This is a genomic window from Paenibacillus chitinolyticus, assembly GCF_045038035.1.
Classification (GTDB): Bacteria; Bacillota; Bacilli; order Paenibacillales; family NBRC-103111; genus Paenibacillus_F; species Paenibacillus_F chitinolyticus_A.
Genome location: NZ_CP173427.1, coordinates 4,945,143 through 4,958,695 on the forward strand (window position 1 = coordinate 4,945,143; position 13,553 = coordinate 4,958,695).

Annotated in this window: 8 protein-coding genes; 3 read left to right on the plus strand and 5 right to left on the minus strand. The window is 57.2% G+C overall.

Features of this window, described 5'->3' with window-relative positions; all coding sequences use genetic code 11:
- Positions 1-9: 9 nt before the first annotated feature.
- The 5 genes from ACI48J_RS22320 to ACI48J_RS22340 all read right to left on the minus strand — a co-directional run bounded on the left by ACI48J_RS22320 (position 10) and on the right by ACI48J_RS22340 (position 10,330).
- Positions 10-645, minus strand: a complete 636-nt coding sequence (locus ACI48J_RS22320) for a hypothetical protein (RefSeq protein WP_405080297.1) — start codon at positions 643-645, stop codon at positions 10-12.
- 124 nt (positions 646-769) lie between these two features.
- Entirely contained in the window at positions 770-2,053 is a 1,284-nt protein-coding gene (locus tag ACI48J_RS22325; RefSeq protein WP_326055351.1) for a vWA domain-containing protein, read from the minus strand.
- 58 nt (positions 2,054-2,111) lie between these two features.
- Complete coding sequence (locus ACI48J_RS22330) at positions 2,112-4,727, minus strand: hypothetical protein (RefSeq protein WP_405080298.1); 2,616 nt, start codon at positions 4,725-4,727, stop codon at positions 2,112-2,114.
- Between the two features lie 395 nt (positions 4,728-5,122).
- Entirely contained in the window at positions 5,123-8,512 is a 3,390-nt protein-coding gene (locus ACI48J_RS22335) for a tubulin-like doman-containing protein (protein WP_326055354.1), read from the minus strand.
- A 63-nt stretch (positions 8,513-8,575) separates the two neighbouring features.
- On the minus strand, positions 8,576-10,330 hold the full coding sequence (locus tag ACI48J_RS22340) for a vWA domain-containing protein (protein WP_405080299.1): 1,755 nt from the start codon (positions 10,328-10,330) through the stop codon (positions 8,576-8,578).
- A gap of 214 nt (positions 10,331-10,544) precedes the next feature.
- Between ACI48J_RS22340 and ACI48J_RS22345 the strand changes: the two genes are divergently transcribed.
- From ACI48J_RS22345 to ACI48J_RS22355, 3 genes are read left to right on the plus strand one after another with little or no spacing between them, the layout of a single operon-like run.
- Entirely contained in the window at positions 10,545-10,691 is a 147-nt protein-coding gene (locus tag ACI48J_RS22345; RefSeq protein ID WP_405080300.1) for a hypothetical protein, read from the plus strand.
- Positions 10,688-11,626, plus strand: a complete 939-nt coding sequence (locus tag ACI48J_RS22350) for a hypothetical protein (protein ID WP_405080301.1) — start codon at positions 10,688-10,690, stop codon at positions 11,624-11,626. The genes ACI48J_RS22345 and ACI48J_RS22350 overlap by 4 nt, the downstream gene beginning before the upstream one ends.
- Before the next feature lie 14 nt (positions 11,627-11,640).
- Positions 11,641-13,413 (plus strand): hypothetical protein, encoded by a 1,773-nt coding sequence (locus tag ACI48J_RS22355; RefSeq protein WP_405080302.1) that lies wholly within the window; start codon positions 11,641-11,643, stop codon positions 13,411-13,413.
- Positions 13,414-13,553: the final 140 nt, after the last annotated feature.

Below are 13,553 nucleotides of genomic sequence, written 5' to 3' on the forward strand. Positions count from 1 at the left end.
CGCCTCTCCTCATTCCTGGATTAGTTCATAAACATCCCCGTAACGGGAATCCGTGAAAAAAAGCCGCAGAAAATCGTTCTTGCCGATTTCGATCTCCGGCAGGGTCTGCGTGCCCGCCTCGAAATCCCGGCGGAAAGGATAAGCGGTGCCGTCCTGCCGTCCCGCCGGATGGCCGCCCTCCTTCTTCACGTAGCAGAGCGCTTCCTGCGGCACCGGAATCTCGCAAAACAATTGAATTTTCGCGGACTTGTATTTGCCGAACAACCGGCCTCCGTATTTAATCGAATACCGGATCCGGGCTTTGCCCGCGCTGACGCGAATGACGTTGTCCGTGCCGGTCTGGCGGTACGGAGTCACGCGGCCGTCCTTCATGACGCACGGGAAAATGCGGTAACCCCGCATTCCGATGTATTCCATGCGCTCGCGGTAACCGCCGGCCGCCTTGTACTCTTCCCGCGTAAACAGCTTAAGCTGATGCGGGGCAAGCTGCTCGGGCGGCTGCTCGCTTCCGCTCTCGAAGCTGTACACATAGACCGCGCCGACTTCCTTGGGCCACTGCCATGTCAGCAGACATTCCCCTTCACGCGCCGGCTGCGAAGCCAGCTTCGCGATCCGGTTCTCTTCGTTGATTTCTTCCCATAGCATGCGAATCGCCTCACTTGATCACTAGCCTACTTGTTAAATGCCGTGCGCCGGCGCTGCGGCCCCTCTGTGCCGCTAAGTTCCGGTGGGGCTGATTTCTGCGACGTCCCCATGTACCGCCGGTCGTTCAGCGGAACTTCTTACTGACCGGCGAGCTGTCTTTTCTGCCGTAACGTCCCTCTTCGAGCCGGGCCCGCTGATAATTTTTGCGCAGACCCGAATGGGAATCGTTCGTGCTAACCGGGATAATCAGAGCCCCCAGCGATAAAACGAAGGCAAGCACGATGTCCGCTACCGCCCGGTAAAAGAACGGAATGTTCGTTCCGGGCATTCCGGTTTCCAGCACAAGTCCGGCCAGAAGCCCCGCAAGCGTACCGCCGATGGCAAAGCTGAGCGCAAGATGGCGGTTGTCGAAAATAATGCCCAGCGAAAGGCCGATCAGCGTACCGATCAGCAGAATAAACGCCACCCGCAGGAATGCGTGGAACCCGTCCGAAGCGGCGGCTCCGAGGCGCTCGCCCGCAAGATGCCAAGGCTGCTGGGCCGTGTAGATCTGCTCGAACGCATCCGTGATGCGGTCCGCGCTCTTCACGTCGTGGAAGGAGCCGCCCGTCTGCTCGGCGATGCGCTGAAGCAGCTGGATGCCTTCCACTTGCGAATCGTCGATGCCGACCGTATGGACGCTGATCCCCGCCTTAACGAACGGAGACAGCACCTCGGTCGTATTCACATCGCTGTAGCCGTCCGAGATCAGGATAACCGAAGAGGAGCCGTCGGCCGCCCCTTCCTTCTTCAGCTGATCCATAACTGTCGTCAAAGCCCGGCCGATATCCGTCTGGCCCGTCGGCTCCCCGATCTTGTCCAGTCTTCCGCGGACTTCTTCCCTGCCGGAACCGGCAAGCTTCGTAAGCGGCGCGATCAGCTGCGTTTCCTCATTAAACGTAAACACCGCCGCGCTGTTTTTGCCGTCCATTCGGCCGATCAGAGACTTGGCCGCCTGAAGGCTCTGCTTCTGCGGATCGTTCTGCGACATGCTGTCCGATTTGTCGATGACCAGCACATAGTTTTGCGGTGCCTTCTTCGTGCCGAGCACCTGGAAGCCGTACAGGACTTGAAACAGCGCTCCCGCTATAAACAGCATCACGAGCGTGGCCGGGACGAGAAACTTCCACCCGTCGCCCGCGTAACGCAGCCGCCAGTTTTTTCCGTTCAGCTGCGGCGAGATCATCTCCGCCACGAGGCAGAACAGGCCCACAAACAAGGCCAGCTGCCCGAAGTAGACTCCCATCAGCACCGTTTCATGCCAAATTCCTTCCCAGCGGCTCAAAATAAACTCGCCGACGATAAACCCGACGAATCCTCCGATTACGCTGAATAAGGTCAGCAGCGGATTCCATTTTCTCTGTTTCACAGGTCTCCCCCTCTTTTCTTTATTGCCCTACGAGCAGAGTGCTGTCAACTAGCCGTCCTTATGAAAGCTTCGTGCCGTCCGTTCCTGTTTCGGGCAGTTCCATGCAGTGAAAGCGATAGCCGTTCTCCGTGTACGTCTCGTAATAGCGCCTGCCGTTCCGGTACACCATCAGATCCTCCAGCCTGAAGCCGCCCATGAGCCGGAGCTTTTCGATCCCGCCCGGTTTCTTCTCGTGCACGCAGCCAAGCTTGTACGTCCGGCTTCCGCCGTCAACCGCAAACGCATATTGGATAAATTCACTCCGAGAATCGCCGAAAAAGTACTTTTCTTCGTGACGGTTGCGGTGGGTGGAATGATACACATCGATCCGGATCGCGGCTTCGTTTTCAAGCGTCGTATAAAGATCTCGGAAAAGGTCTTCCTTCGAAAGCACGTCCCGGTTGTCGTAGCTCGCGGCGACATTCGCCCGCTCCAGCAGCTCCGCCTCGAACGTCTGATGGAAAAGAGGATGAACGAGCACGTCCCGGCGGGCCGTGTCCATAAGCTTCCGAAGCCACTGCCCGGCATCCCGGTCGATTTCAACGGAAACGTTCCCCAGGAACCGTTCGTCGAAATAAAACCGGCTCTCTCTGCGCCCTTCCATCTCCGTCAAAATCTGCTTCACCACGTGCTCGTAATACTCGTTGATGTTGCGGCCCAGATAGTCGCTCGCCGCCGTAATTCCGCTCCGGCTCGTATCGCGCAGAAGCTTCTCCAGGCTGTCCATCTGCCGGACGGCCGCGGATGCCCGTTCCCTCAGCTCCTCGAGCTTGTCAAGGTAGGCCGTCATCAGCTTCTGCTTCAGTTCCAGAACGAGCAGGTCGCGTCGTAGGCCGTAGGCTTCATCCATCAGGCAGCGGATCAGATTCTTGACCGAGGCCTTGTCGGATTTCCAGCCGAACAGCGAGCCTTTGCCTATCGGCTGCCGGTCCACGCGTTCGCCGTAAAAATTGTCCAGCTCGCCCCGGAGCTGCTCGGCACGGTTCCCCGCGTCCTTCAGCTGCTGCCTCAGTTCGCCCGGCAGACTCCGGCTCCCGGCGCCTTCCTCCGCAAGCCAGCCGTTCAGAGCGTAGTACCCGTAAGCCGGGTCCTCTACAATGCGCTCCTTCACGATGCGCTCCAGCCTCTTGGCGAAGCCGCGTTCCGCGAAGACCGCCTCCGCTCTCTGCCGGACGTTCATGTCGAAAAACCGGCGGGCGCTGTCCTGAAACAACGCAAGCTCCGCCTCCTTCAAGGACATCGACTTCAGCTCCCCGTAAGAAACCGGGTCGTGCATAAGCCCGTACATCTCCTCCACGGCCTGCTCGCGTCCCGGTACGACCGATTCGACTTCACGGTCCCACAACTGGGGCTCCATGGAGATCAGATCGGGCAGGAGCCGGGCGCCGCCCTGGACGTTCTCCTCCATCTTCTCCCGCACATGGCGGTACAGATGATACAGGACGGTCAGGGCGATAGCCTGATTCGGACGGCTCACTCTGGAATAGCCGGCCGATACGTAGCCGACGCCTTCTTCTCCGGGCGGCGCTATATTTTGTTTGAAATGCTGGTGGTTGTATGTGCCCGCCTTGGACGAATCGCCTTCGTTCTCGGCTTTGATATGCCGGTATTTCAGCAAATTCAGCGAGCTGATCGTTTCGTATCCGCCTTTCATGCCGTTCTCGGTAAAAATGCCCCGCTCATCCTTGTCGCTCAAGAGATAGACCGTGTCGAAAAGCGGGGAAGGGCCGTGCTGAGCGGGAAGGGTGATGCCTTCGCCCGTCACTTGAAGCGGGCTCGAGAAGGTATAATCCCTGCTCTGCAGCACGTCCAGCTCTCTGAGGAAGCTGAAGCTCATGGAAGCGCGGAGAGCGAATTCTTCCCCGACCTGCTTCTCTTCGAGCAGCCCGTACAGGTCCACGATCACGGAGCGGAAATGCTCGCCGAAGATCGTCTCCATCAGCGCGGTCAACTCCGGCAGCAGCACGTTGCAGGGGGCGTCGAGCCTGGTGACGACCGCGATGTTCAGCCTTTGGAGATTCGAGTACAGCCTGCCGAATTCGGAAATCCGGCTGTTCATTCTGCGCAGCAGAACGTTCAGCTCCAGCAGCTTTTCCCGGTTGGACCGGAAGCTGTCGTGGAGGTCCGGCCTTGCCGAGCGCGGATTATTCCCCGGGACAGGCAGCGTCCAGGTGTAGATATTAGCGGCTTGCAGGCCGCCGGGATCGGTCCGGTCCGTCCGTAATTCTTCGGCCCCGGTGCTATGCAGCCTGCGGTAGTCTGCGGCATCCTGCCTGTAACCCTCTCCCGTTCCCGGCGGTTCAGTCATCCGCCGTTCCTGCGGAGCCTGCTCCCCCGCATTCTGCGGATCGGCATGCCGCCAATCTCGCGGCGTCCCGCTCTCCTGCTCCGCATGCTGCTTCCCGGTCTCTTCAAGAGACTGCTCGGTTCCGACATGGAGATAAACAACCCCCGTGCTGTTGTTCCAACTGCGGTTGTTGATTTCCGCCATCGTCTGCAGAGCTTCCGCCGATTTATCGCCCAGGAACAGAAAAACGAGCGGATGGTGAATGCTGCGCTGCTCATCTCCGTCCAAACCCGTGCTGTCCGTTTCCGCGGCATATTCGTTTGCGAACGCCACCAATTTCTCCCGCATGGTTTCCTCACTCCTATCCATAGGCGTTATGGCAGAGAAGGACGGTTCGTGTGAACACGCCGTCCCGCCTGCATCCTTTGTTTCCGCGGAATAACCGAGAAAATCTGCATATTTCTCACAGTATTTCTTACGGTAATTCTTATGGTAACTTTGTGGTAACTCTTGTGGTAACTCTCACGGCGCTTCAAGGCATTTCACGATACTTCATAGTACTTCACCGCAATTCACGGCACTTCACGGCACTTCGCCGCACTTCACAGTACATCGCGGAACTTCCACGATAATTGCAGTGTATTTCCCGCAAATTTTACTGCTGCTTTTGACGTGATGTTTCCGGCTAAATTTCCGCTGCTTTGTCTCTGCTTTGTCTCTGCTTGATCCTAATCTTCACTGCGCTACTTCAAGCTTTTCACCATGTCGTTTACTTTGCCCGCCACCAGCTTGTAGAACTGGTACATGTCTTCCCCGGCCGCATATTCGGAACGGTCGTAATCGAGCGCCGATTTGGCCTCCTGATAAGAGGCCGCCATGCCGCGCAGCGTCTCCACCAGTCCCGAGATATCTTCGGAAGCGATCATCTCCTGGCTGCGTCTGGATGATTTGCGCTGCAGCAGGCTGAGCCGCTTGGCGTCGAGGGCGCGCATTTTGCTGTAAATCTCGTATTCGACGAATTTGTTCGTCTGCATGAGATTCACGAACGGCTCCCAAGGATCTTCGTCCGCATCGTGGTCGTAGACATACAGAGCGCCCTTCTTGGCAATCGTCGACGTGTACATCGCTTCGATATACTGCGCGACGAATTTTTCCTCGTCCTGGTGGGCGCTGAGGGCCTGCTCCAGTTCACCGATTTTGCGGACGATGCCGTCGTACTTGCGCACCTCTTCCCTTACCTGCTTGAGCAGTTCGGGAGAACGGATGAGATTTTCCTTCGCCAGCTCTTCGTTAATACTGCCGAAGATATCTTTGCTGCGGTCCGCCTCCAAACCCTTCTGAAGAAGGGCCTTCAGATCGTTGACGCAGCGCTGCAGCTCGCCGAAGTTCGGACGCTGAGAATTCAGCTGGAGATTATAAGCCGAGAGGAACGCTTCGACATCGAACGGCTTCGTCAGCACGCATTCGTAACGGTTGATCGTTCCGCTGTCTTCGCCCTTCAGGCGGACGGAGCGGTAATCCGCGGCGCGGTCGAACAAGCTGCGGACACTCGCGTTGTAGGATTTGACGCGTCCGTTCTCATACGTCTCGCCCCAGGATTTCTCGGGAATCGGAGACGGCAGATACGTCCAGTTCACGCGGTCCGTCTGCACGAGGTGGCGGCCGATGCCTTCCGGCTCGAGAATGGTTCTCTCGTAGCTTTCTTCGTAAACCTTAAGCGGCGTATAAAGGAAGAGCGGAATTCCGTTCTGGGTATTGAGCCAGAAAATCCGATTCTTCACTTCGCTCTCTTTAATCGTAAAGCGCGAATTCGCAATCGCGTTGTCCTGGAAGTTCCGGATGCCCTTGAAAATGTTCGGGGCCTGGACCGGAACCGATACGAATCCCCAGGACGGGAAGTTGAAATGGCCCGAGCTGTTCGTCAGATGGAAAACCGGCTTCGCTTCCTCGTATAAGCGGCTCGCGATGCGGCCTTCCACCAGCTTCTCGATGGAATCTTCGTGGCCGTACTTGATGACGAGATACTCTTCCATCGACTTCGTAATCAGCTCGCCGAAGTGATCCGTCAGGAACTCGGAAACGGAGCCGATGACATCGACTTCCTGCTCCTTGATCCACTGATTGGACTTCTCCAGCAGCTCGTTTGTGAAATCACGGATCAGCTCGTCGGCGTTGCGGTCTTCCGTCACCTGGCCGATCAGCTTCGCGATGTCGGGAACGCTGACCACGTTCCAGTAGTACGTGCGGTTGCCTTTGTGGTCGATTTCCTCGTCGCCTCTTGTGAGGATGTCGCCGTTTTTCTCGAAAATTTTGTTGAGTTCGGAAAGAAGCTCCGTAAATACAAGATAAATGCGGGAGTTTTCCTGGTTGATCAGATTGTACAGATCTTCGTAAAACTCGATCATCTGCTCCATCCGCTCGCGATCGGCATGCAGAAGATATTCCTGGATTTTCGCTTCGATGTAAGCGTCTTTCTTCCGGTCCTTGGAAATGAACGCGCTGCGCGCTTCGGTCATTTTCTGCTCGGAATTTTCCTCGGCCGCCTGGATGTCCCGCGGAATACGGTACAAGCTTTCCTTAAGCGACTCGATATAGGAAGAGATGAGCTTCAGCAGACAGAAACCTTTGTCCTGCAAAATAATCCGGGACACGTAAAACGGCCCCTGCTCCGGATTGCGGAATATTTTCGTCACCTGCTCGGAGAAGGCTTCCTTCACCTGCCCCGGCAGCTGCTTGCGGGATTTGATGTATTCTTCGCGCGCCCGGGACAAGAAGCTCTGCTCCAGCTCGGTGTCGATGTTCACGACCTGCTGCTTGATCACGTTCGAATAGCTGAGCCTCTCGCTGTTCTGGTAGCCCGGGATCGGCTCCGGCACCCGTTTGTCGAACTCGCGGTGCAGCGAATCGGGATCGAGGCCCAGCTTGTGCGCGAGCTTCTCGACCTCTTCCTGCGAAGGGCCGGCGTCGAACATTTTTTCCATCCGTTTGAAGACTTTGTACGCCAGATAGGTGGTCATTTCCTCGATCGGCAGCACCGCCGAAGAAGCCCCCAGAATGTTGTACTGGTAGTTGGCGGCGTACGCCTTCGGCATCTGGTTGATGTTCGTGCGGATGTTGCTGATATAGTCGTGAATGGCAAATTCTTCGCCGGACTGCTTGTCCTCGCTAGCCATGAAGTTGGTGATGTTCTCCGCCGTTACGTTCATGCAGTAGTCGTACGCGTTTTCCAGCAGCTTGCCTTCCAGATTGGTCGCCGAAATGAGGTGCGCCAGGTTGAAAGGCGGCATCGGCGAATTGACCGTCAGGATATTCGCGTACTGCTGCTTGAAGCGTTCCGTACGCTCGTCGACGTTCATCCAGTAGTCGAGTTCTTTGAGCGCCGCGTAGCCGTTCTTCTTGATATACTCGCGCGAATGCTCGGTCAGGCTCTTGTTCGCCAGGTTCACGTCCGGCGTGAACAGATAGCCGAGCAGGCTGACCTTGTCCACGCCCGCGGAGCCGTAATCGCGCTCCAGGATGCCCCGGACAATGTACGAAATATCGAGGAAGCAGCCGCTTCCCGTACCGCCGGACAGGCCGGTCAGAATGAACACCATCAGCTTTTTGTTCGTGCCGATGGATAAGGTTTTGATCTTGCGCTCCAGCGTCTGCACCACCTGCACGATCTTCGTGAACAGAAGCAGACGGCCCGCCTGGCGGACGCCCGAAGCGCCGTTGATGCCGTCGGTGATCGTCAGCTCCGGCGACAGCCATTCCTTGATGTACGGCTCCAGGATGCTGCGGTTCTGCAGCACGCTGCCGATCTCGGCATTGGACAGGAGCACGAATTCCGTCAGCGGATCGAGCCCGATGCCCTTGTATTTCTTGTTGCGGTCGTGCTCGTTCGTTTCAATCGCGAGAAATTCGACGTTGTTCGGCTTTTCTTTCTTTTTCTTCGTAAAAGGATCTTCCGGCAGCTTGAATCTCCGGTTGATCTGGTATTTCAAGCGCAGCAGCGCATCGATGCCCGTACCGCCGAGACCGATGACGAGCATCGGGTTGTCGATCGTATCGACGCGGATTTTATCGCTGATAATTCCGCCGCCGAGAGAGACGTCGAGCTGCTGGATATGTTCCCTGACTGTTGCTTTCATATCAAAAGGCCCCCCATGAGTGCATGTTTTTATTGGTTTTAAGCATGGTTGATTGCGGGATTTTTATTTCAGATATTCCAGCGAAACGGACTTCTGGATGTTCGGAACCGTCACGCGGATGCGGTCGTTTTTCTTGACCTCTTTGCCTTTCGACGCATCGAAGACCCGACCGCCTTTCTCGATGGTGCAAGCGGACTCGTTAAACAGAAGAAGCGTGTCGTTCGGGCCCGGCTTGAAGACGATGCCTTTGGTTTCCGCAAATTCCGGCGCAAGCGAGAGCAACTGGTGGAGCTGAACCTTGCCCTTGAAGCCGCTGAGCTTCTTGTACTGCGGGTTCGTCCGCTCGCCGGTCTCTTCGTCCTTGATCTCCACGACCAGTTGCCCGAAGAAGCCCTTGTTCGCTTTCTTCCAGAAAGCGAGTCCGAACAAGGCGGCCGCCAGCAGGACAACCGCTCCGGCGATCCACGAGCCGGTTTTCACCCAATTGACGCCCTTATCGCCGGACGCTTCTCCCGAAGAGGAGGCGCCGCCGCTTTTGGCGGAAACGGAGGCGGGTGCGGATTCACGCGTGAAGTTGGCGCTTTCCACCTTCACCTTCACTTCGTAAGCGTGGGAATCGGCAACCTTCCAGCTGCCTTCGATGCCTTTGTCCGTAAGCGTCAAAGGCGCTTCGGACGCCTGCTTCGTATCCAGGTCGGTGACGACCAGCGAAGCCTTGGCATTCTTGTACAGCTCGGCGTCGGCCGCCTTCTGGCCTCCCGACTCCAGGTGAGCCTTGACGGCGATGCTGTCGCCGGCTTTAGCCGTTTTGGGGAACTGCGCGTCCAGCACGACCTGCACATCGTAGTTGTACACGAGGTTGATGTCGATTTTTTCCTGCGGGACCCCTTTTATCTTAAGCGTCCAGTCGCCCTGCGCGGGATTCAATATTTTGATCAGCGAATAGGCGTTTGACGAAGTATAGACGATTTTGTCGGACGGAATGTTTTGCTCCTTGCCTTTGGGATCGAGCAGCTTGGCTTCCACCGGTTTGCCCGACATAATGGAGATGTTCGCTTCCAGGACGCTTCCGTTCGGGATCGTCACTTTGACATCCTGAAACTGGCCGTTTGCCGTAAAGCCCTTCAGCGGAACGACTTTCAGCTTCAAATGACTCGCATAAATTTCGCTCAAAATTTTCGGCAGATCTTCCGCCGAGCTGGTGACGAACAGCTTGCCGCCCGTTTCCTTCGAAACCGACTCCAGCTTGTCTTTGTTCAGCTTGCCGTCCGCGTTCAGCCCGATGGTGTAGACGGGGATGCCCTTGTCTTTGGCTTTCTGCACGGCTTCGCCGAGCACTTTGTCCGAATCCGCCTGCGATTTGCCGGGATTCAGAGAGTTGTTGCCGTCCGTCAGCAGCACAATCAGAGGCACATGGCCCTGTTCCGCGCCGGATTCCAGCACCTTCACCGCTTCGCTCAGTCCCACCGCCACGTCTGTATACGGCCCGCGCGTCAGCTGGTCGATAAAGGTTTTCAAATCTTTCTTGTCGCCGGCATTATTGATCTTGAGCAGCGCTTTCTCTCTCAAAATCTGGTCCGTATAAGCGACCACGCCGATCTTGTCTCCCTGTACGGAAGCCATGTCCACAAACATTTTCATCGCTTCGTAGCTGACTTTATTGACGTCGCTTTCGTTCATAGAAGTGCTGACGTCCGCCGCGAGAACGGCGTCGATCTTCGTATCGGTTGCGACATCCGCCGCGAAGACTCCGCCCGGCACCGCCATGACAAGCAGCAGCAATGCCAGAGCCGTATAAGCGTATCGTTGTAATTTCATCACGGGATCGTTTCCTCCAAAGCTTGTAAGTTTACGCACGTCGGCAGGTGTTGAGAGCCGTCCGCGCTTCTTTTGTAGTAAAATGTAAAAGGTGGTAGAATGTTTGAACATCTCATTCACATCTTAACTTTTTCAAGAAGCTAATTCCACTTTTACGGGGGTCCGGAACCTAAAAATCCGGCAAATTTATGAAATTGTCCGATAGGAGAAAGCTATGCTGACGATAATTGTTCTTGCCCTACTGGTCCTCTTCGTCCTGATCCGCTGGCTGACGTGGGCCTCCGCGAAACGCGCGGCCCTGACTTCCGAGAGCATCGACCGGGAATTTATAAACGAGCTGAACGAAGGTGATCCCTCGTGAGCGGCAAAATTCCGGTAGAGCTGCGCAAAGCCCGACAAACGGTCCATACTTATGAACGATTAAAACAGTGCACGCGTTGCGGCACTTACTCCGTGCTCTGGCACGATAACTGCCTCTCATGCGGAGCCGAGCGGAAATTTCTGTCCATCGGGGACATTATCTCTTCCGTGCTTAGACGCAATATCCAGAGAGATGCGCTCATTCTGGCCGCCATCGCCTGCGCCGCCTTCTATCTCGCCCGCACTTTCCAGGAGATGGCCCTGGCGGCCGGAGCGGGCGTTCTGCTCATCGCCGTCTACGCGCTCCTGCGCAGAAGATACGCCGAGGCGCTGATGAACGCCACGCTGCGCAAGCTGCTGCTCGGCGAAAACCGGGCGATCCGCAAAGGCATCCTGCTGGACGTCGACGACGCCGCTTCCGATATGGAGGACGGGGATTTCAAGTCCGCCTACGAGAAACTGAGGGAAATCGGAACCCTCATTACCGGCAGCCATATCCGCAACCTCAAGGTGTACTGCCTGAACCGGTTTATTCTGCGCAGCGATATGGAGCTGGAACTGGGCACGCTCATTCCCGACGAGTTCGAGCCCGGCTTCATCGCTTACCTGTACGAAGCGGCCAAAGTCAATCCGGGCCTGGTACAGCGCGACACCCTCGATTATGTGCAGAAATACCGCGTCCAGATCGGCGGAATGCTGGAAGGGCAGGCGATGCTCGCCCTGGTTGCCGCAGCCGCGCTGCGCGTGAAGGAATACGCATTCGAGTACGCTTCCCTCCTTTACGATTTCGTGGACGAGCTGCCCCGCGAGCGGTTCCTGCGGCTGTGCCGGCTGGTGAAAGAGAGCCCGGACCGGGCTCCCGAGCTGCGGCAGAAAGTACTGGAAACGGCCGCCCGTAAATACGGGGACGATCCCGAATTCGAGGGCTTCCTATGAAAGGACTCCACGTTATGCTAGGTTCTACGTACCACCGGTCCATCCGTTACAGAAACGGAGCCGTTCTCTTGCTGGTCCTCATGCTGGGCCTGGCGGGATACAAAGGATACAGTGTCTGGCACAAGGCCGACCTGTACGCCCGGGCCGCCGCCGAACAAGCCGCGGGCCGCGATGTCGAAGCGGAGAACCTCTACATGCTGGCCCGGGACATTACTTCCTTCGATTATAGAAATGGCGAAATCGACGCTGCCCTGTCCGCCCTGCGCCCGGTTACCGAATTGAAGCGCCTGTTCGCTTCGCTGGCTTCCGAAATCGCCGTAACCAACGGGGGCTCGCAGGAACAGGCCCGGCTGCTGCAGGCTTATGCGGCCTATCAGGCCAAGAAAGCGGAAGTCGCCGCCGCAGACGAATCCGCCAAAAAACGCTTCGGCGAGCTGACGGACGCCTACAAGCTGGACGAGCAGTTTGCCGCCGCCTTGGCGGGAGCGAAGAAGTCGCTTACGGCCTTGCTCCAGCAGGGAAACGGCGCCTCGGCGCAGGAAGGCGAATCCGCCATGTCTCTGCTGCTTCAGCTTCCGGCTTCCGTCTATAAAGACGAGAAAACCAAACGAAAAGATTTGAACACTCTTTTCCAAAAATATGATACGACCCGGCTCCAGACGATTTTCAATCAGAACTCTTTCGAAGAAGCGCTCGGGGAAATCGTCCGGATCCGCCAGTTCTACTCGGAACGCAAAGTGGAGGCGGCCTGGGTGCTCCCTAAAGCGGAAACCTATGTGCAGAGCACGCTGACCCGGCTGCTGGATGCAGGCGACGTCCCCGGATTTCTGACTCATGCGAAAACGTTCCAGAATCTGAAAGAGCTCTCCGGCTCTTCCTCCAAAGTGAATGCCTTTATTCAATCGTCCTTGCGCAAGCAGACGGCCAAAGCGGAGCAGCTTGCTGCCGCAGGCAAGTTTGCGGACGCGATCGCGCTGTACAAAGTGCTCGGGGACTACGAGGATACGGGCAAAGAAATCCGCCAGACCGAGATCCGGTGGATGGCGGCCGAGCCCGGCGTCCTTCTGGCGAAGGCGAAGGACAACGTCCGGTTCGTGCAGACCGCCGGAGCCAAGGGGCTCTGGGGCTCCGAAGCGATCGCCGCCGGCGTAACCGACCGCGGGACGCTGGTAACCGCGCGCCTGCAGGCCGACGGCTCGGTCGTCTCGACGGAAGGCGAGATCGCCGGCGGAACGGCCGTCAAGGCCGTCTCCTTCGCCGACGGGCTGAGCGCGGGCAAGCTCCCGGTCGTGATGCTGGAGAGCCAGTCCCGCACCCGCAATGCCCGGTACACCGCTTACGAAGTGGACGCCTCCAGCCTGAACGTGCTGCTCGACGTGGAAGCCGACGGCTACAAGCTGCAGAGCGCGGGCGTGCTCCTCGTGAGCAACCCCGCCGGGGCGGGCGGCGGCGAAGCGGTCTACAAGCTTCAGGGAAAGCAGTACGCGCTGGCGGAAGTTCCGCAGCAGCTGCCGGACCCTTCCCTCGAAGCGAAGGACATCCAGCCGTCCGAGCTTCCGCAGCAGCAGGCGGAAACGGTTGTCCGCCTGCATCTGGCGATTACCCGGACCGGCAGCGGCATGGCCGTGGCGGAGATGGACGGCCTGTACGTCCTGCTGAACGGCAAGTTCTCCTGGAAGCCCGGCAATGCGGTCGTTACGGGCACCTATACCGGCGAGACGAAGATTCTTCAGGGCGACCGCTCCGTGCCGGCTTACAAAATCAATGTGAGCCATATCGAACAGTGATTCCGGGCTTGTGCTGAAACATGACGGCTCGGAACCGACCGGATTTACATCATTTGAACTTCTTTATCCATGTTAAAACAACGGCAAAGGACATTCCCCCGTCTAAAGACGGGGAAATGTCCTTTTGTTTTTTTATTGAG

What these genes read in the sequence shown, in the direction of transcription:
- ACI48J_RS22320 (WP_405080297.1), bottom strand. Translation starts at nt 645, where the DNA reads ATGCTATGGGAAGAAATCAACGAAGAGAACCGGATCGCGAAGCTGGCT.
- ACI48J_RS22330 (WP_405080298.1), bottom strand. Translation starts at nt 4,727, where the DNA reads ATGCGGGAGAAATTGGTGGCGTTCGCAAACGAATATGCCGCGGAAACG.
- ACI48J_RS22335 (WP_326055354.1), bottom strand. Translation starts at nt 8,512, where the DNA reads ATGAAAGCAACAGTCAGGGAACATATCCAGCAGCTCGACGTCTCTCTC.
- ACI48J_RS22340 (WP_405080299.1), bottom strand. Translation starts at nt 10,330, where the DNA reads ATGAAATTACAACGATACGCTTATACGGCTCTGGCATTGCTGCTGCTT.
- ACI48J_RS22345 (WP_405080300.1), top strand. Translation starts at nt 10,545, where the DNA reads ATGCTGACGATAATTGTTCTTGCCCTACTGGTCCTCTTCGTCCTGATC.
- ACI48J_RS22355 (WP_405080302.1), top strand. Translation starts at nt 11,641, where the DNA reads ATGCTAGGTTCTACGTACCACCGGTCCATCCGTTACAGAAACGGAGCC.